At 69.3% G+C, this 16,573-nt stretch carries 16 protein-coding genes and 1 pseudogene; 11 read left to right on the forward strand and 6 right to left on the reverse strand.

All coding sequences use genetic code 11. The features are described 5' to 3' along the window. Window positions 1-7: 7 nt before the first annotated feature. Both ACWD3C_RS23225 and rsmI read right to left on the reverse strand, forming a co-directional pair. Window positions 8-436: a hypothetical protein gene (locus ACWD3C_RS23225; protein WP_451146809.1), complete on the reverse strand. Its 429-nt coding sequence runs from the start codon at window positions 434-436 to the stop codon at window positions 8-10. Window positions 437-814: 378 nt separating this feature from the next. Further along, the gene (gene rsmI / locus ACWD3C_RS23230) at window positions 815-1,669 is read right to left on the reverse strand and encodes a 16S rRNA (cytidine(1402)-2'-O)-methyltransferase (RefSeq protein ID WP_451146811.1); all 855 of its coding nucleotides are present in this window, start codon (window positions 1,667-1,669) and stop codon (window positions 815-817) included. A 62-nt stretch (window positions 1,670-1,731) separates the two neighbouring features. Here rsmI and ACWD3C_RS23235 point away from each other — a divergent pair, with 62 nt between their 5' ends. From ACWD3C_RS23235 to tgmC, 9 genes and pseudogenes are all read left to right on the forward strand, one after another. Continuing rightward, entirely contained in the window at window positions 1,732-3,471 is a 1,740-nt protein-coding gene (locus tag ACWD3C_RS23235; protein WP_451146813.1) for a dolichyl-phosphate-mannose--protein mannosyltransferase, read from the forward strand. Between the two features lie 477 nt (window positions 3,472-3,948). Beyond that, window positions 3,949-4,458, forward strand: a pseudogene (locus tag ACWD3C_RS23240) (SAV_6107 family HEPN domain-containing protein); the annotation flags it as partial. Between the two features lie 959 nt (window positions 4,459-5,417). Further along, window positions 5,418-6,059, forward strand: coding sequence for an HAD family hydrolase (locus ACWD3C_RS23245; RefSeq protein ID WP_451146814.1), 642 nt, complete (start codon window positions 5,418-5,420; stop codon window positions 6,057-6,059). A gap of 111 nt (window positions 6,060-6,170) precedes the next feature. Beyond that, the gene (locus ACWD3C_RS23250; protein WP_451146816.1) at window positions 6,171-7,361 is read left to right on the forward strand and encodes a helix-turn-helix domain-containing protein; all 1,191 of its coding nucleotides are present in this window, start codon (window positions 6,171-6,173) and stop codon (window positions 7,359-7,361) included. Between the two features lie 651 nt (window positions 7,362-8,012). After that, the gene (locus tag ACWD3C_RS23255) at window positions 8,013-8,240 is read left to right on the forward strand and encodes a hypothetical protein (RefSeq protein WP_451146818.1); all 228 of its coding nucleotides are present in this window, start codon (window positions 8,013-8,015) and stop codon (window positions 8,238-8,240) included. Next, window positions 8,237-8,590: a DUF6415 family natural product biosynthesis protein gene (locus tag ACWD3C_RS23260; RefSeq protein WP_451146820.1), complete on the forward strand. Its 354-nt coding sequence runs from the start codon at window positions 8,237-8,239 to the stop codon at window positions 8,588-8,590. Before ACWD3C_RS23255 ends, ACWD3C_RS23260 begins: the two co-directional genes overlap by 4 nt. Window positions 8,591-8,651: 61 nt before the next feature. Next, the gene (gene tgmA / locus ACWD3C_RS23265; RefSeq protein ID WP_451146822.1) at window positions 8,652-8,939 is read left to right on the forward strand and encodes a putative ATP-grasp-modified RiPP; all 288 of its coding nucleotides are present in this window, start codon (window positions 8,652-8,654) and stop codon (window positions 8,937-8,939) included. After that, on the forward strand, window positions 8,936-9,922 hold the full coding sequence (tgmB, locus tag ACWD3C_RS23270) for an ATP-grasp ribosomal peptide maturase (RefSeq protein ID WP_451146824.1): 987 nt from the start codon (window positions 8,936-8,938) through the stop codon (window positions 9,920-9,922). The genes tgmA and tgmB overlap by 4 nt, the downstream gene beginning before the upstream one ends. Next, window positions 9,919-11,052, forward strand: coding sequence for an ATP-grasp peptide maturase system methyltransferase (tgmC, locus tag ACWD3C_RS23275; protein WP_451146826.1), 1,134 nt, complete (start codon window positions 9,919-9,921; stop codon window positions 11,050-11,052). Before tgmB ends, tgmC begins: the two co-directional genes overlap by 4 nt. A gap of 89 nt (window positions 11,053-11,141) precedes the next feature. Here tgmC and ACWD3C_RS23280 read toward each other — a convergent pair whose 3' ends face one another. The 3 genes from ACWD3C_RS23280 to ACWD3C_RS23290 form a co-directional block, all read right to left on the reverse strand. Next, the gene (locus ACWD3C_RS23280) at window positions 11,142-11,498 is read right to left on the reverse strand and encodes a peptidoglycan-binding domain-containing protein (protein WP_451146828.1); all 357 of its coding nucleotides are present in this window, start codon (window positions 11,496-11,498) and stop codon (window positions 11,142-11,144) included. Between the two features lie 65 nt (window positions 11,499-11,563). Continuing rightward, complete coding sequence (locus ACWD3C_RS23285; protein WP_451146830.1) at window positions 11,564-11,998, reverse strand: peptidoglycan-binding domain-containing protein; 435 nt, start codon at window positions 11,996-11,998, stop codon at window positions 11,564-11,566. An 87-nt stretch (window positions 11,999-12,085) separates the two neighbouring features. Beyond that, window positions 12,086-12,475, reverse strand: coding sequence for a peptidoglycan-binding domain-containing protein (locus ACWD3C_RS23290; RefSeq protein WP_451146832.1), 390 nt, complete (start codon window positions 12,473-12,475; stop codon window positions 12,086-12,088). Between the two features lie 386 nt (window positions 12,476-12,861). Here ACWD3C_RS23290 and ACWD3C_RS23295 point away from each other — a divergent pair, with 386 nt between their 5' ends. Next, window positions 12,862-13,686 (forward strand): peptidoglycan-binding protein, encoded by an 825-nt coding sequence (locus ACWD3C_RS23295; RefSeq protein WP_451146834.1) that lies wholly within the window; start codon window positions 12,862-12,864, stop codon window positions 13,684-13,686. Next, the gene (locus ACWD3C_RS23300; protein ID WP_451146836.1) at window positions 13,683-14,732 is read left to right on the forward strand and encodes a helix-turn-helix domain-containing protein; all 1,050 of its coding nucleotides are present in this window, start codon (window positions 13,683-13,685) and stop codon (window positions 14,730-14,732) included. Before ACWD3C_RS23295 ends, ACWD3C_RS23300 begins: the two co-directional genes overlap by 4 nt. Window positions 14,733-14,819: 87 nt before the next feature. Here the strand turns inward: ACWD3C_RS23300 and ACWD3C_RS23305 are convergent, their stop codons facing one another. Next, on the reverse strand, window positions 14,820-16,526 hold the full coding sequence (locus ACWD3C_RS23305) for a penicillin-binding transpeptidase domain-containing protein (RefSeq protein WP_451146838.1): 1,707 nt from the start codon (window positions 16,524-16,526) through the stop codon (window positions 14,820-14,822). Between the last annotated feature and the right edge of the window lie 47 nt (window positions 16,527-16,573).

Genomic DNA, 16,573 nt, shown 5'->3' on the forward strand with positions numbered 1-16,573 from the left:
TAGGCCGTCAGCTCGCCTTGCGGTGGAACGGGTGCAGCAGATCGGAGAGGTGCCAGTGGTGGTGTCCCCGGTGTCCCTGGCGTTCCTGGTGTTGTTCCTGGTGTTCCTCGGTCGCCGTCTCCTCACCGTGCCCGGAGGCCGGACGGGACCGCTGCCGCGGCATCGAGTCGCGCGCCGCCGACACCCGGCCCGGCCGCATGATCCGTACGACATGGCCGTCGCAGTTCTGGCAGGTCGGCCGGCTCAGCGGCGACGGCACGACCTGGCCGTCGGCCACGTACATCACGAACTCGCGCCCCTCGGCGTCGGTGTGGTGCTCGATCTCGTACGACTGCTCCCAGCCGTGTCCACAGCGCATACAGGCGAACGAATACGACTCGTGAACGACGGCCGTGGCGGTGGCCCGGTGGCCGGTCTGCTCGGCAGGCTCACTCATGCCGGCTCCTCTTGTCCGCTGATCACGGGGACGGGTACGCCCCCTCCGACCAGTGGACGCCTCCCCCCACGCGAAAGCACGAGACCTGCCGACTGTTGAACCCGATTTGGCTTCCGCTTGTGGCAACTCGCCTGCCTCAAGGCCTGGCCTTTGCCATGTGGCGCCACGCCTTTACCGACGCATGGGGGAGAGCCGCACCCCTAGAGGGGCGCGGGGCTGTATCGATGTGCGGCTCCGCCGCGTGGGCGCGACCAGCCACACACAACCCGCACCCACCAACAACACACACCACCCACCCCCTGCCCGGCGGGGTCGAAGGGGCGGCAGCCCCTGGGGATGGGACGGGTAGGGGCGGCGGGGGCGAACCCAATCCCGCCCCTACGCGGAGCGCTCCGCATTCTTGGCCGCAACCACCGCATCAAACACCACCCGCTTGGCCACCCCCACCTCGGCAGCCACCCCCGCGATCGCCTCCTTCCTCCGCTCCCCCGCCTCCTCCCGCACCCGAACCCTCCGCACCAACTCCCCCGCGTCCAACTCCCCGACCGCCTTCTCCGGAGCCCCCTCGACCACCACCGTGATCTCCCCCCGCACGCCCTCCCCGGCCCACTCGGCAAGCTCCCCCAGAGCCCCCCGCTTGACCTCCTCGTACGTCTTGGTCAACTCACGGCACACGGCGGCCCGCCGCTCCGCCCCGAACACCTCGGCCATCGCAGCCAACGTGTCATCGACCCGATGCGGGGCCTCGAAGTACACAAGCGTCCGCCGCTCCTCGGCCACCTCCCGCAGCCGCGACAACCGCTCCCCCGCCTTACGGGGCAGAAACCCCTCAAAACAGAACCGGTCGACAGGCAACCCGGACAACGCCAAAGCCGTAAGGACAGCTGACGGCCCCGGAACGGCCGTCACCCGAACCCCCTGCTCCACCGCCGCCGCGACCAGCCGATACCCCGGATCGGAAACCGACGGCATCCCCGCATCCGTAACCAACACCACACGCGCACCCCCCACCAACGCCTCCACCAGCTCAGGCGTACGCGCGGCCTCGTTCCCCTCGAAGTACGACACGACCCGCCCCCCGGGCTGGACGCCGAGCGCCTGGGTGAGCCGGCGGAGCCGCCGCGTGTCCTCGGCGGCGATGACATCGGCGCCGGTCAGCTCGTCGGCGAGCCGGGGCGGCGCGTCCGCGATGTCACCGATGGGTGTGCCTGCCAAAACAAGGATTCCTGTCACGTTTCCATCCTCGCAGTACCCATCCACGGGACTCCCACAGAGCAGTTCCCTACGATGGCGCGGTGACGAGTACCGCGTCCGAGACGGACACCCGGCAGAGCCAGGCCACCGAAGAACAGCGGCCGTCGTGGCAGCAGCGGCTGCGCCGGTTCGGATACACGGCACGGCCGAGAAGCGATGTCCGCGACCGGCTGGTGCCCCCGTACACCCGACCCAGCCCGCGCATCTGGGCTGCGCTCGGGCTGCGCGAAGAGCTTGCCGTACGACTGACGCGCTGGTCGGCGTGGGGCGGGCCGCTGCTCGTGACGCTGGTCGCCGGGCTGATGCGGTTCTGGAACCTGGGCAGCCCGAAGCGGGTGATATTCGACGAGACGTATTACGCCAAGGACGCCTGGGCCCTCATCCACCGCGGGTACGAGGTCAACTGGGCCAAGGACGCCAACGACCTGATCCTCAAGAACAACGGCGACGTGCCGATCCCGACGGACGCCTCGTACGTCGTCCACCCGCCGGTCGGCAAGTACGTGATCGGTCTGGGCGAGTGGCTGTTCGGTTTCACCCCGTTCGGCTGGCGCTTCATGACGGCGCTCCTCGGCACGCTCTCCGTCCTCATGCTCTGCCGCATCGGCCGCCGCCTGTTCCGCTCGACGTTCCTCGGCTGCCTCGCGGGCGCGCTGATGGCGGTCGACGGGCTCCACTTCGTGATGAGCCGCACGGCCCTGCTCGACCAGGTGCTGATGTTCTTCATCCTGGCCGCCTTCTGCTGTCTCGTCATCGACCGCGACAAGGCCCGCGAACGCCTGGCCGCGGCCCTCCCGCCGGACGCGGACGGCGTCGTACGCCCGAACGCGAAGATCGCCGAGACGACCGGCCTGGGCCGGCGCCCGTGGCGCTGGCTCGCCGGTCTCTGCCTCGGCCTGGCCATCGGAACCAAGTGGAACGGCCTCTACGTCCTGGCCGCGTTCTGCCTGATGGCGGTCCTCTGGGACGCCGGTTCCCGCAAGATGGCCGGCGCCCGGCGCCCGTACGCCACGGTCCTCAAGCGCGACACGGGCCTCGCCTTCATCGCCACCGTCCCGGTCGCCCTCGTCACCTACCTCGCCTCCTGGACCGGCTGGATCCTCTCCCCCGACGACGGCACCGGCGGCTACTTCCGCAACTGGGCCGCCACCGCCGGCCGGGGCGGCAGCTGGACCTTCCTGCCCGACTGGCTGCGCAGTCTGTGGCACTACGAGCACGAGGTCTACAAGTTCCACGTCGGCCTGTCGTCCCCCCACAACTACGAGTCCAACCCCTGGAGCTGGATCGTCGTGGGCCGCCCGGTCTCGTACTTCTACGAGTCCCCCTCCCCCGGCAAGGACGGCTGCCCCCCCGACACCGCCGAAAAATGCGCCCGCGAAGTCCTCGCCATCGGCACCCCCCTCCTCTGGTGGGCCGCCGCCTTCGCCCTCCTCTACGTCCTCTGGCGCTGGCTCTTCCGCCGCGACTGGCGCGCCGGCGCCATCGCCTGCGGCATCGCCGCCGGGTACCTCCCCTGGTTCATGTACCAGGAGCGCACGATCTTCTTCTTCTACGCCATCGTCTTCCTCCCGTTCCTGTGCCTGGCCGTGGCGATGATGATCGGCGCGATCCTGGGCCCACCCGGCTCAACGGAACGCCGCCGAGTGGTCGGCGCGGCGGGCGCGGGCGTCCTCGTACTCCTCATCGCCTGGAACTTCATCTACTTCTGGCCCCTGCACACGGGCACAGCGATCCCGATCGACGACTGGCGGGCGCGGATGTGGCTGGATACGTGGGTCTAGCTGAGCAGAATCATCGCGATGACCACGACGAACGCTCAGTCGTCGTGGTCATCGTTGGTCGTTGATGGTCGTCGCGGGTCGCCCTCGGACGGCCCGGAGACGGCCCCGGCTCACGGCGACGGCACCTTTACACTCCCCCGTTGAATCCACAGCGCGGTAGCGCCTGACCTGCAAAGAAACGGCCCACAGAGGACCCAAAACCGCATGATGCTGCTGTCGTGTGTCGATCACGTTGATACCGTGTCTACCAACTCTCTGGGGGGTGAGGGGATGGGGTGGGCAGTAGGACCCTTCGTCGCGGTACTCGCGGCACTGTCCGTATACGGAGGGGTGCGGCTCGTCCACGACGTACGCATGTGGCGCGCGATGCGCCAGTGGACCCCCTGGGAGCAACCTCCCGAAGAACTCCTCAAGGATGCCTATCGACAGGCCCTCCGCTCGGTCGATGACACCGCATGGTTGGCCGCCGAAGATGTCGTGACCGGCACCCTCTCAGCGCTGCAGTCACGTTGGGAGCTAGTCAGCCGTCGAACTCCGCCTGCGCATCGGCACGACAGGCAGAATCGCCAAGCAGTCGAGAAGCCTCGGTTCATCGGTCGAGCCACTACTCCGCCTGCGGCACTTGATCTGCTGGCTCAAGCCCGCGCTGGCCTCGATGAGGCCGCCACCCGTGCGGACCCCAATGAGCGCTATGCCACAGCCCATCTGGCAGCCTTGCGGGCTGCAGCGGCTGTGCTCGCCGCACGCGGACGCCCCGAGCCCTCCCCGGGCCAAGGGCGACCGCGAATCCGGTCCGCATGGGAGGTACTCCCTGAAATCGCCCCAGAACTGGCTGAGTGGAGCGCCCTGTTTGCGGCTGGCGCCCGTCGCAGAGCGCGCGCGGAGGCCGGGATCGCAGGGGCCGCGAGCCAGCGCGATGCTGACGATCTTCTTCGCGATACCGGGATGTTCCTCCGACTTGTAGAGCGGATCCTTCCACAGCTTCCGGCCGCTGACCTGCTGGAACTCAGCGAAAATCAGGACACTGGCGCCGCAGTACGGCACCTCTCTCACGGGTTCGATGAATTGTTCAAAGCTCTCGGGCCTCCACCCCCAGGACTCAACCAACGGCAATCGGTAGCAGGCGGCGGCGGGGGAACAGCGCGATGACGCGAGAAGCATCAGACACCCCGCAGCATGAACACACCGGCCTAGAAATCGCCATGCAATGGGCAGAGCTGCCCGCCGAACACTTGCAGGTGGCTCTCAAAGCGCTCGAACCTCAACTGCGGCGCGAACACGAGCTACGCATGGCCCAGCAGGCGGCCCTCCAACAACTGGAGCTCGAGAGCCTCCGCCTTCAGACCGGGAGAAGTCCGCCAGCAGGTCCCACGCGCTATTGATCACGGGCCTGATCGCCGGTTTCCTACTAAGCGCCGGCATGCTCGTGGGGGCTGTCATCGTCGGCATGGAAGGGCACGTGGGCCTCGCTTCTGTGCTCTCGGGGCCAAGCGTTCTGGCTTTGGCTTCTTTGTTCGTACTCCGCCGCTCTGATGTAACCCAGACGCGGGCGGTAGCCCGGGCCCAGGCTGCCACATCGCAGGCAGCCCAGGCCCCTCCCCCGTAGCCTTCAACAGAAGTTGTTCAGTTCATCTACTTCTGGCCGCTGCACACGGGCACGGCCATCCCGACGGTTGGCGGGCGCGGATGTGTCTGGATACGTGGGTGTAGCCGGGAAGATGAAGTCAAGCGGGCTGCAGACCGTGCCGTCGGCCCCGGACGCGGGCGACGTGGACGCTCTGCTGGACGGTGACCGACGGGTTCGGATGGGATGGCGAAGCGGTCGGTCCGGTTCGGTTGAGGGCGTTCGTCGGTTCGCCGGAGGATGTCTGCCACGGACTCTGAGTCTGGCTCTGCGGGAAGAACCGTCAGCGGACTGCTTGCCATGAAGCCGTAGGCTTCCCGGGATGATTGCGACCATCGTCCTCGACATCGGCGAGACCATCACCCACGACGACCGCTACTGGACTTCCTGGGCCGACTGGCTCGGCATCCCCCGTCACACCCTCTCTGCCCTCGTCGGCGCCGTCGTCGCTCAGGGCCGGGACAACGCCGATGCCGTGCGCCTCGCCAGACCTGGCGTCGACCTCGCCGCCGAGTACCGGGCACGAGAGGCCGCAGGCCGTGGCGAGATGCTCGACGAGACAGATCTCTACGACGACGTCCGCCCAACCCTGGCCGCGCTGCGCAAGCTCGGTATCCGCGTCGTCGTCGCCGGGAACCAGACCTCACGCGCGGGCGAACTGCTCCGCGACCTGGACCTGCCCGCGGACCTGATCGTGACGTCGGGCGAATGGGGTGTGGCCAAGCCGCAGCCGGAGTTCTTTGAGCGGGTACTGGAGGTGGCGCAGGCCGCGCCCAGCGAGACGGTGTACGTCGGCGACCATCCGGCCAACGACGTCTTCCCCGCGAAGGCGGCCGGGCTGCGGGCGGCGCATATCCGGCGTGGCCCATGGGGACACCTGTGGGCGGACGCCCCGGAGGTAGCGGCGGCAGCGGACTGGCGGGTCGACAGCCTCACCCAGCTCACGTCGATCATCGCGGGCTGACGCCAACGCGGCGGCCCTTCGAAGTCGCCGAGGACCGGCTGGGCCGTTCGCATACACGCTGTGCCTCGGTACGGGTACCGTCCGGAGCAGACGCACCGAACTGGAGCCCGTATGTCCGCACTGCCCGCTCACGGCGGGGTAGGCAGGCGTATCGCCTACTACCGCAGCGTCGGCCGCCCGAAGATGACGCAGCAGCAACTCGCCGACGCGGCCCGCGTCGCTCTCGGCACCGTCCGCAAGATCGAGCGCGGTGAGCGCGGCGTCACCGATGCCACCCTCGAAGCCATCGCGGCCGCCCTCGGCGTCGACCCGACCATGCTCCGCACCGACCGTAACCCCGCGCATACCGCCGTCCATGAGGCGCTACCCGCGCTGTCCGCCGCACTTGCCGCCTACGACATCCCGGAAGACGGCCCGGTCCGCTCCCTCCACGAACTTCGCGCAGCGGTGGCCGACGCTGTCCGCTGGCGCCTCGCCGCTCAGTACACACGCATAGCCCGTGAGCTTCCCGATCTGCTCACCGAACTGGCACGCGCCTACCACACAGCCCCTGCCCACGAGCAGCCCGTACTGGCTGAACTCCTGGTCAGGGCCTATCGCTCGGCGGACGCTGTCGCCTACAAGTTCGGTGCCCGCGACCTGTCCGCACGCCTGGTCGAGCTCATGCGGTGGGCCGTCCCCGAGACCGGAGACCCACTGCTCACCGCCGCCGTTGCCTACGTACGGACGGAGACGTTCTTCGCGGCTCGCGCCCATGCCGCCGGTCTTCGTGCCCTGGAACAGGCCCTCGACGCCGCACCTGCTCCCAATGCGGCACCTGAGACAGCGGCCAGGGGTGCTCTGCACATGCGGGCCGCGGTCATCGCCGGCCGGGCACGTGACGCCACTGCCGCCGAAACCCACCTCGACGAGGCTCGCGCCCTCGCGGACCAGGTACCCGAGGACGTCTACTGCGGTACCGCGTTCGGGCCCGACTCCGTCCGCATCCACGAGGTGTCCGTCGCGGTCAGCCTCGGAGACAATCACGTCGGACGTGCCCTCACACTCGCCCACGAGTGGAAGCCGCCTGCCGATCTGCCGGCCGAGCGGCGCTCAGGCTTCTACATCGAGCTGGCCCGCGCCCAGTTGTGGTCGGGGCTCGCAGACCACGCCTTCGACTCTCTGAGGATCGCGCGCCGGATTGCCCCACAGCACACCCGCGAGCACCCATGGGTCCGTGAGGACGCCGCCACGCTACGCCGGTTGAAGCGCGCCGAATCGGAGAGCCTCACGACCTTTGCGGAGTGGTGCGCGGCCACCTGAACGAAGCGCCGACTACCCCTTACTGGGGTACTTGTGGGCCTTGCCTACCCCCACCATCTGTTCCACGAGCAAGGACCAGCAGATGGGATCGGGGATGCCTGAGGCCGGACACCTGATGGCCGACGACAGCAACCGCGTGTTGCAGATCGTCACGTGTGGCTGCCGACGCGACATCGCAGCAGCGGGCGCCCCGGTAAGCATCACCTGAGCCTCCGCACAGCCTGAGGCACCACCGGCCACGGCCGAAGTACGTCCGAGACGAACACATCCACCTACCGGCAGACCCCGGCGACCGCCGGCACGGCCCCGGGGCGCGGCCGATCTGACAAGGAGATCGACAGTGCACCTTGTATCACAGCTACTCAATTGGGTGAGAGCGCTACTGCTCGGGCGAAGGTCCGCCATGGGTGGCCAGGGCGATGAGGCTCCGACAGCCGTACCGGAGTCATCCCGGCAAGCGCTTCGCCCTGCACCGGAGCGCTGGTCCGTGGCCCTCCAACAGTCGCGGCGACACGAAGCGCTTCACCTGTGGCCGCCCGCTGAACCGCCCACCAACGCGGACGACGCCAGCATCAATTCTCTTGTGCGTGCGTACGTGCCACCGCCAGAGGAGTGCAGCCGGCAGCTGTGCGCGTGTGTGGAGGAGGGCCGGTGACAACGCAGTACACGCCCTGTCTCGGCGACACCGTCGAGGACACCCAACGGCAGACGATCGGCAGGGTCATGGGCTTCGTCGGCCCTAACGTGCAGTTGCGACCGGTCGACGGTGGACGCGAATGGGACGCCCACCAGGACAGGCTCCGGCCCGTGCCCCTCACCGAGGCGCTCAGCGTGGGCGTGGCTGCGGCCAACGCCCGCTCCCGGGGTGAGCGCCCGTGACGGTGAACGCCTCCCTCCCAGTCGACACCGAGACGATGCTCGCCACCACGGCCCGTCTCCTCGACGAGAACTCCGAACTGCCCATCGCCGAGGAGCTGAACGACCTGGTCCTGCTGTACTGGGGCCATCTGATGCTGCTGATCCCCGAGGTGGAGAAGGCCGGTCTCGGGCTGGCCGAGGACGACACGGCCAGGCTCGGTGCCCACGCCGGGCTCACCGAGGCCCGCACCCGCCTGAGCCTCGAAGCGGGCCCGACGTTGCCCGCCCAGGTGGCCCACGCCCAGCGCCTGGCACGCTCGGTCGCCTGCCTCCTCGGGCATCTGGAGAACCTTGGCGGGGAACGCCTCTGAGCTTCCGCTCCGCCCGGGAAAGCCCCCGCAGGCTCAACCGCCCATCCGAAAAGGAGGAGTTATGCCGAGCAAGACCGACGGCAACGAGGAGGACCTGGTGAGCGAACCCACCGCCGTACCGTTCGGCCTGACCCGGATGCGGCCGTTCCCGGACGCCGTGGTTCTGGGGCCGGCCACGGTGGAGCTGGACCCGGAGACGCAGACCGGGCGATGGGTGGGGCCGGACGGGGTGGGCATCCCCGAGTTGGACCGCCACAAGAGGTCCGAGACGTCGAAGGAGACGAAGGCCAGGACCAGCCTGGACGGGAACCCTGACGAGGGCGAGGACCAGCAAGGGGACAGCGATTGATCTCGTCACCCGTCCTTGTCGTCACCCGGCTCGACGATGCGACCGCCGACGGAGTCATCGAGGAGCTGAACCGCCGGTCGGTCCCGGTCGTGCGACTCGACCCGGGCGACTTCCCGGCTGCCGTAACCGTTGCCGGGCTCGTGGAAAGCAATGTCGGCCTCGTCGGTGATGTGCGGACCACAACCCGGGTGGTGGGTCTCGACCAAGTGCGCTCGGTGTACTGGCGCCGCCCCAGCCCGTACGGCGCTCCCGAGGGGGTGGAGGGCCAGGACGCCCGCTGGTGTGTGGACCAAGCCCGGTATGGGCTGGGCGGCCTTCTCGCCGCTCTGCCGGGCGCGCACTACGTCAACCACCCCTGGCGCAACCGGGATGCGGAGTACAAGCCCGCGCAGCTCGCCGCTGCTGCCCGGAGCGGTCTGCACGTACCTCCGACACTCGTCACCAACGATCCGGAACGGGCCCGCCGGTTCGCGCGCGAGTACGGGCCGGTGGTCTACAAGCCACTGCGCAACACCGACTACGCCGACCACGACGGGCGCGGGCTAACGGTGTGGGTAGAGGAAGTAGAGCCCCATGTCCTCGGAACCAGGACCGGAGCCGGGGCCGGCGTCGCGCAGACCATGCACCTGTTCCAGCAGCGCGTGAACAAGACGGCCGACATCCGTCTCACCGCCGTCGGCGACCGTCTGTTGCCCGTACGCATCGACGGCTCGCCGGGCCTGGACTGGCGCCGCCACTACGACGACCTCACCTACACCCTGATCGACACCCCGCCCGACGTCGCCAAGGGCGTACGGACCTACCTGGACGCCTTCGGCCTCGCCTACGGCGCGTTCGACTTCGGACTCGGTCCGGACGGCCGCTGGTGGTGGTACGAGTGCAATCCGAACGGGCAGTACGCCTGGTTCCCCGACCCCATCACGAGCCGGATCACAGCAGCCATCGCCGACCAGCTCCAGCACCCCCGCCGGGACGCCCCATGACCAACACCGCCGCCCTCCGCCGAAACCTCGCCGACACGCTCGCCGCCCGAGGCCGGCTGACAGACCCCGCATGGCGAGCCGCTGTCGAGCAGGTTCCCCGTGAATTCTTCCTCGGCACGACGTTCTACCGGCCGCAGGGGACGCAGTGGGAACCCGTACACCGCGCAGATCTCGGCGAGGACGAGTGGCTGCGCCTGGTCTACGCCGACACCACCTGGGTCACGCAGGTCGACGGCATCGACGCCACCGATTCCCAAGGCCCGCGCGCAGGCCGCCCGACCTCCTCAAGCACCTTGCCCTCCCTCGTCATGAGGACGATCGAGATCGCCGGACTCCAGGACGGCGACAAGGTGCTGGAGATCGGTACCGGAACCGGCTACTCCACCGCGCTCCTGTCCCACCGCCTGGGCGACAAGAACGTCTACTCCATCGAGTACGACGAGCGCCTCGCAGCCCTCGCCGCCGACCGCCTCCGCACCGCGGGGTACTGCCCGAACCTCGTCACAGGCGACGGCCTCCAAGGCCACCGGGAAGGCGCCGAGTACGACGCGGTCATCGCCACCTGCTCCGTACGCAGCATCCCGCCCTCATGGCTGTTCCAGCTCCGCGACGGCGGCAGCATCACCACCACCGTCAGCGGCTGGATGCTCGCCTCCGGCATGATCCGCCTCACCCTCGACGACGAGGGAATCGCACACGGACGCTTCACCGGGGACCCCGTCTCGTACATGCTCGCCCGTCCCCACGAGCGACCTCCCCACCCCAGCTTCTTCCCGCACCCGGGCAAGACCCGCCCCACCCGGGTGAGTCCCGCCCTGCTCGACCAGTGGACCGGGCACTTCGTGGCACAACTCGCCGCACCCTCAGCCGAGTTGATGCGCACGGGCGATGACGTGATCCTCCTCGACACAGCCACCGGCTCGCAGGCCTGGACCGAATCCGGCGGAAGCGGCTGGACAGTCCACCAGAACGGACCACTGAACCTGTGGGATCAAGTCGAAGACGCACTGCTGACATGGCAGCAGGCGGGCGCACCCGACCAGACAACGTTCGGGATGACCGTCACGGACCTGGACCAGACCGTCTGGCTGAGGCATCCGGACGGACCGAGTTGGCGGCTGCCGACCTGACGGGTTCAACCGGCCGCCCGGTCCGCATGAGCACCAGCGAGGGGAGGGGCAGGGCAGACGCCCCCTCCCCTCGTGAGCAGCACTTCGGGTCAGGAGCCCGGGGTGCGGAGTTTGCGCCAGGTCTGGGGGCCCACGATGCCGTCGATCGCGATGCGCATGCGCTTCTGGAAGGCGACCACCGCGTTGTGGGTTTCGTTTCCGAAGATGCCGTCGACCGCGATGGCCGGACGGCCGTGCCAGGTGTTGTAGCTGTTGAGGAGGCACTGGGCCTCCTTGACGGTGTTGCCCGTGCTGCCCTTGCTGATCACGGCCGTGTTCCCCGTGTAGTACCAGCAGGTGCTGTCGGCGTGGGCGTTCTGGGCGCCGACGGTCGACTGGAGGGTGACCATGCCTCCGGTCAGGGCCAGTACGGCCGAGGCGCCCGCGAGGGCTTTGCGGAACTTCACGTTGTTTTCCTTCCGTGTTTCTCTTTTTTGTCGCAGATTCCGTGCTCTTCTCGCAGGTTCAGGTTTCAGCGGCGCAGCCAGGGCCAGGACTTCGGTCCCGGCCAGCCGTCCACGACGAGCCCGGCGCCGTGCTGCTGGTTGATCAGGCGCTGGTAGCGCTTCATGGCGTCCTGGGAGAGCGGACCGAAGTAGCCGTCGATGGAGCCCGTGTAGAAACCGGCGTCCTTGAGCAGGCACTGCGCCTCGATGCCCGCGGAGGTCACGGTGTTGGCGGAGGGTACGGCGGTCATTCCGCTGTACCAGCCGGCGTACCAGTAGCCGCCGCTCTTGGTGATGGCGCACCGGTACTCCGCCGCGGCGGCGGTGAGGGTGGAGGTGACGGTGCCGGTACGGGACTTGTCGGCGGTTGCGGCCTGCGCGGCAGCGGCCGGCTGCACGAGAGCGAGGGTCAGTCCGGCGGTGGCGGCGGCGACGGCGGCCAGGTGGGTACGGGTGATCACGATGAGAGGTGCTCCTCGGGAGATGCGGAGAGTGCGGAAAGCACGCAGAGCGCGGAGAGCGCGCGGGAAACGGCGGAACTGGGCGGATCAGCGCTTGCCGTAGCGCAGTTCCTGCCAGGTCTGCGGGCCGACGATCCCGTCGGAGGCCGATTCGCCGATGTAGTACCACTGGAACCACTTCACGGCGGACTCCGTGGCCGGTCCGAAGACGCCGTCCACGGCCAGGCGCTTGCCGCTCGTCTTCGGGTGGACGGTGGTCTCGTTGATGAGCGCCTGGATCTCCTTGACGTGGGCGCCGGTGCTGCCCCGCTCGGCCCACTTGGTCCCGGTGTGGTAACCGCAGTACAGGCCGACCGTGCTGACGCCCCGGCAGGTGTCGGCGGCCGGGGCCGCGAGCGCGCCCGGGGCGACGGTCAGGGCGCCGCCGACGAGGGCGGCGGTGGCCGCGAGCAGGGTCGCGGAGGTGCGTACGGACATGTGGGGCCCCGTTCAGGTGTGTTCATGAGGTGAAGATGATGTGGTCCGGCGCGGCGCCGCCAAGGAGGAAGGCGCCGCGGTGTGACAACCATTGCGGGGTGATCCGTCGTGTCGCCACACCCTGCGGTGGAGACGGGTACTCCTGAGATGTCCCAAGCTCTGACCTGCTGGGATGTCACATACGGGGGTGGCGCCCGGAGTTGCCGGGAGATCCTGGGACGGAACATCGGCCCACCGGAACCGCCGTTCGACAGCTGCGTGTCCTACGCGCGGGCGCCGGTTCGGCGAAGGGAGCTGTGGGGCATTTCGCGCATTGTGGAGCGTGGAATGCCCTGTGTGGCGCGGCAGAATCGGAGAGACCGGAAGAAGGGAACCTCGACTCAGTCATGGCGGCTTGGAAAGCATTGCCCGGCACACTCGATCCCCAAGGACGGCAACTCGTCGCGCAGCTCCGTTCACTCAAGGACCGATGCGGGCTCAGCCTCGCCGCCCTGGAACGGCGTACGACGTACAGCAGGTCTTCGTGGGAGCGCTATCTGAACGGCAAGAAGCTCCCGCCGCGAGAGGCCGTGAAGGAGTTGGCACTCCTCGCGGGCGGTGATGTCCATCGACTGCTGGCCATGCACTCGCTCGCCGAGGAGACCTGGTCCCGGGGCGCCCCGTCCCCCACGGAGCCGGCTGACCACGGGGAGGACGAAGCGAGGGACGGGGAAGGGGATAGGGAAGGGGAAGGGGAAGGGGATCGTGCGGAGGGGGCCGGTGAGGAGGGCGGAGTGGCAGCAGAGCGTCGCTCCTCGCGAGACCGTGCCCTTCCGTTTCGGCAGAGCCTCACGATCACCCTGCTGACGGCGGCGCTGACCGCCGCCGGGCTCATCCCGGCCCTGCACGCCTGGGGCGGGGACGACGAGACCGGTGACGGCTTCGTCCTTGAGCCGGGCCGCACGTACGGGTGCACGATCCACCGCCGGAACGGCACGCTCTACGCCGGCCACAGCCAGACCCAGGACGCCGTCCTGTTCCAGATCAAGGCGAGCTGGGACGTGGTGGAGGCCCAGTGCCTGCTGGAACAGCACGGCTACCCGGTGGGCGACATCGACGGCGCGTACGACGCCCGGACGGCCCGTGCCGTCAAGCGCTTCCAGGAGGATTCGCCCGAACTGGCCGTGGACGGACTCGTCGGGCCGCACACATGGAAGGTGCTGCGCCGATGACCCGCCAACCACCGCCGGAATGCCTTGAGTTGGCCCGCGAGTTGCAGGCGCTGCGCGATCGTGCGGGGCTCAGCCTGACCGCCCTCGCGCACCGGACGAGCGCCAGCAAGTCGTCCTGGCACCGCTACCTCAGGGGCACCAAACTCCCAACGCGGGAGCTGGTGCGCGAGCTGTGCGAACTCGCGCGGGAACAGCCCGGGCGGGTTCTCGCCCTGCACGAACGGGCGGAGGCGGCCCGCAGCGGCCCCGAGCCCCGGGACGGGGCGAGACGACCGGCCCCCGCCTCCGCGGCAACGGCCGGGGAGCCGGACACGGCTCGGGAGGCAGAGGCGGAACGGACGGGACAGGCGGAACGGACGGAACAGGCCGCGAAGCCCGGGAAGGAAACCGCACACAGCCCCGTGCCCACATCCACCGCCACGGCCGACGAAGCCGCTGCCGACGCGGGCCGAACCCGCGGCTCCGGCTCCTCTTGGGAGCACCCGACGCTGCGCCGCTGGTGGCGGCCCATCGCCGCCGGGGTGCTGCTGGGCTCGGCCGTCGCGGTCGGCGTGAACGCCGTCGAGCAGGCCATCGACAAGGCCCGCAGGACGGTGTCCCCGCCCGGTTGCCGAGGCGCAGGCTGCACGGGGAAGGACCCCGAGTCCCAGGGCTGCACCCATGCGGAGTACGAGCCGGTCAGCGTCGTCGAGCGCGGTTTCTCGGGCGGGGTGCGGATGGACATACGGCACAGCAAGGGCTGCGCCGCTTCCTGGGCCCGGATCTGGCTCGCCGATGTCGGCACCCGGATAGTGATCCGATCACCGGAGGGCGATGTCCAGGAGGCGTCCATACGGGACAGCTACGACGCCCAGGGATACGTCTACACCCCCATGATCGGCGGAGTGTCCGAAGGGGAGGTCGAGGCCTGCTTCTTCGCTCCCTCGGACGGCGACTCCCCGGGAGAAGAGAACCGGGACGGGAGCCCCACTCCCAGCCAGACGTCCAGTTCCGGACCGTCAGTCGCAGCGGGGGCCGACCCTCAGTGCTTCACCGCCCCGCGATAACCCCAGCACCGGCCCCAGGCCCAGGGGCCCAGCCGAGCGCCCGGAGCCTCAGCCCCCGACCGCCCGGAGCCTCAGCCACCCAGGGCCTCAGCCCCCGACCGCCAGCAACTCAGCCACAATCGGCCCCGCCGACTCGCTCCCGTGCCCGCCCCGCAGCACCACACCGGCGGCGGCCAGGTCGCCCTTCCAGGCGGTGAACCAGCCGTTGGGCTCCTTCTGGTTGTCGACCTCGGCGGAGCCGGTCTTGGCGCCGTAGTCGGGGCCGAGGCCGGCCATCGCCTCCGCCGCCGTACCGGCCGCGGCGGTGTACTGGAGGAGTTCGCGGAGCTGGTCGCGGACGGTGGTGGACATGGTGCGGGAGGCGGTCGCGAGGGTGCGGTTGTCGACCGTCGGAGACACGAGATAGGGCTGCTTGAAGACACCCGTCTTGGCCGTGGAGACGACCGAGGCCATGTTCAGGGGGTTCATGCGCACACCGCCCTGGCCGATGAGGGAGGCCGCCATGGGGGCGTCGCTCTGCACCGGGACCGAGCCGTCGAAGGACGAGACGCCGATGGCCCAGTTGTCGAGGCCGAGGCCGAAGACCTGCTGGGCCTGAAGGGTGAGGGAGTTGTCGTCGAGCTTCTCCGCCTGCGAGATGAACGCCGTGTTGCAGGAGCGGGCGAAGCTCGCCTTGAAGGTGCCGCCCTTGATCTCGAACTTGTCGTCGTTCTGGAACTTCCAGCCGCCGTACGACGAGAACTTGGGGCACGGGTGGACCTCGTTCGCCGAAGCGAGGCCCTTCTCGATGAGCATCGCCGAGGACACGATCTTCATGGTGGAACCGGGGGCCAGGGAGCCCTGGAAGGCGGCGTTGAAACCGTGGCTGGAGTTCGCGACGGCCAGGATCTCGCCGGTCGAGGGACGCATCACGACCACCGACGACCGCTCCTTCGCGGCCACCTGCTGCTCGGCGGCGGCCTGGAGGGTCGGGCTGAGCGTGGTCTCCAGGGTCCCCGGGGTGCCCTCGCGCAGCTCCAGGAGCGTCTTGTCCACAGCCTCCTCGGCCTCCTCCGATTTCCCCGATTCCTCCGAGGTCTCCGAGGTCTCCTTCCGTACGATCCTCAGTTCGATCCCCGCCTTGCCGCCCGCCTTCTCGCCGTACTTGTCCCGCAGGCCGTCCAGCACGAGTCCGATGGACGGGTACTCGGCGGTCGTCAGCTCGCCGCCGTCGCGGTCGAGGGCCTTGATCGGGGGCGTGCCCGCCTCGCCGGTCACCAGGCGGTCGCCCTCGCCGAGGTCGGGGTGGACGACGGAGGGCTGCCAGCCGACCAGCGGTTCGCCGTCCGACTTCCGCCGTACGACGGTCAGTTCACTGTCGTACGAGATCGGCTTGCTCGTCTTCTCGAACGTGACCGTGCCCTTCACGGAGAAGGTGAACCTGTCGCCCGCCCGCTTGCCCGGTGCGAGTGTCACGTCGGTGATGCGGGCGTCCTTGGTGAAACCGGTCAGCGCGGTCTTCGCAGCCGTCGCGTCGTCCGTGGCGGCGGCGGCCTTCGGGACGGAGCCGTTCTGCCAGGCGGTGAGGAAGGCGGTGGCGGCCGTGCGGACCTCGGTGGCCGAGAGCGGGCCGGTCTTCACGGCCTCGGCGTCGGCGGCCGTCGCCGACCGGTCCCCGGCGGCCGCGCCACCGCCGCCGAACAGGCTGTACGCGGCGAACGCCCCGCCGCCCACGACCACGGCGGCCAGCCCGCCCAGTACGACCGGGCGCCGCTTCCGCGCACGCCGCTCTTTCACACGCCTTCTCTTGCCCACGCTCCCGGCCCTCCGCTGGTCCCCGACGCCCCGCCCGCCTCGTCTGC

Source organism: Streptomyces sp. NPDC002845 (assembly GCF_053591955.1).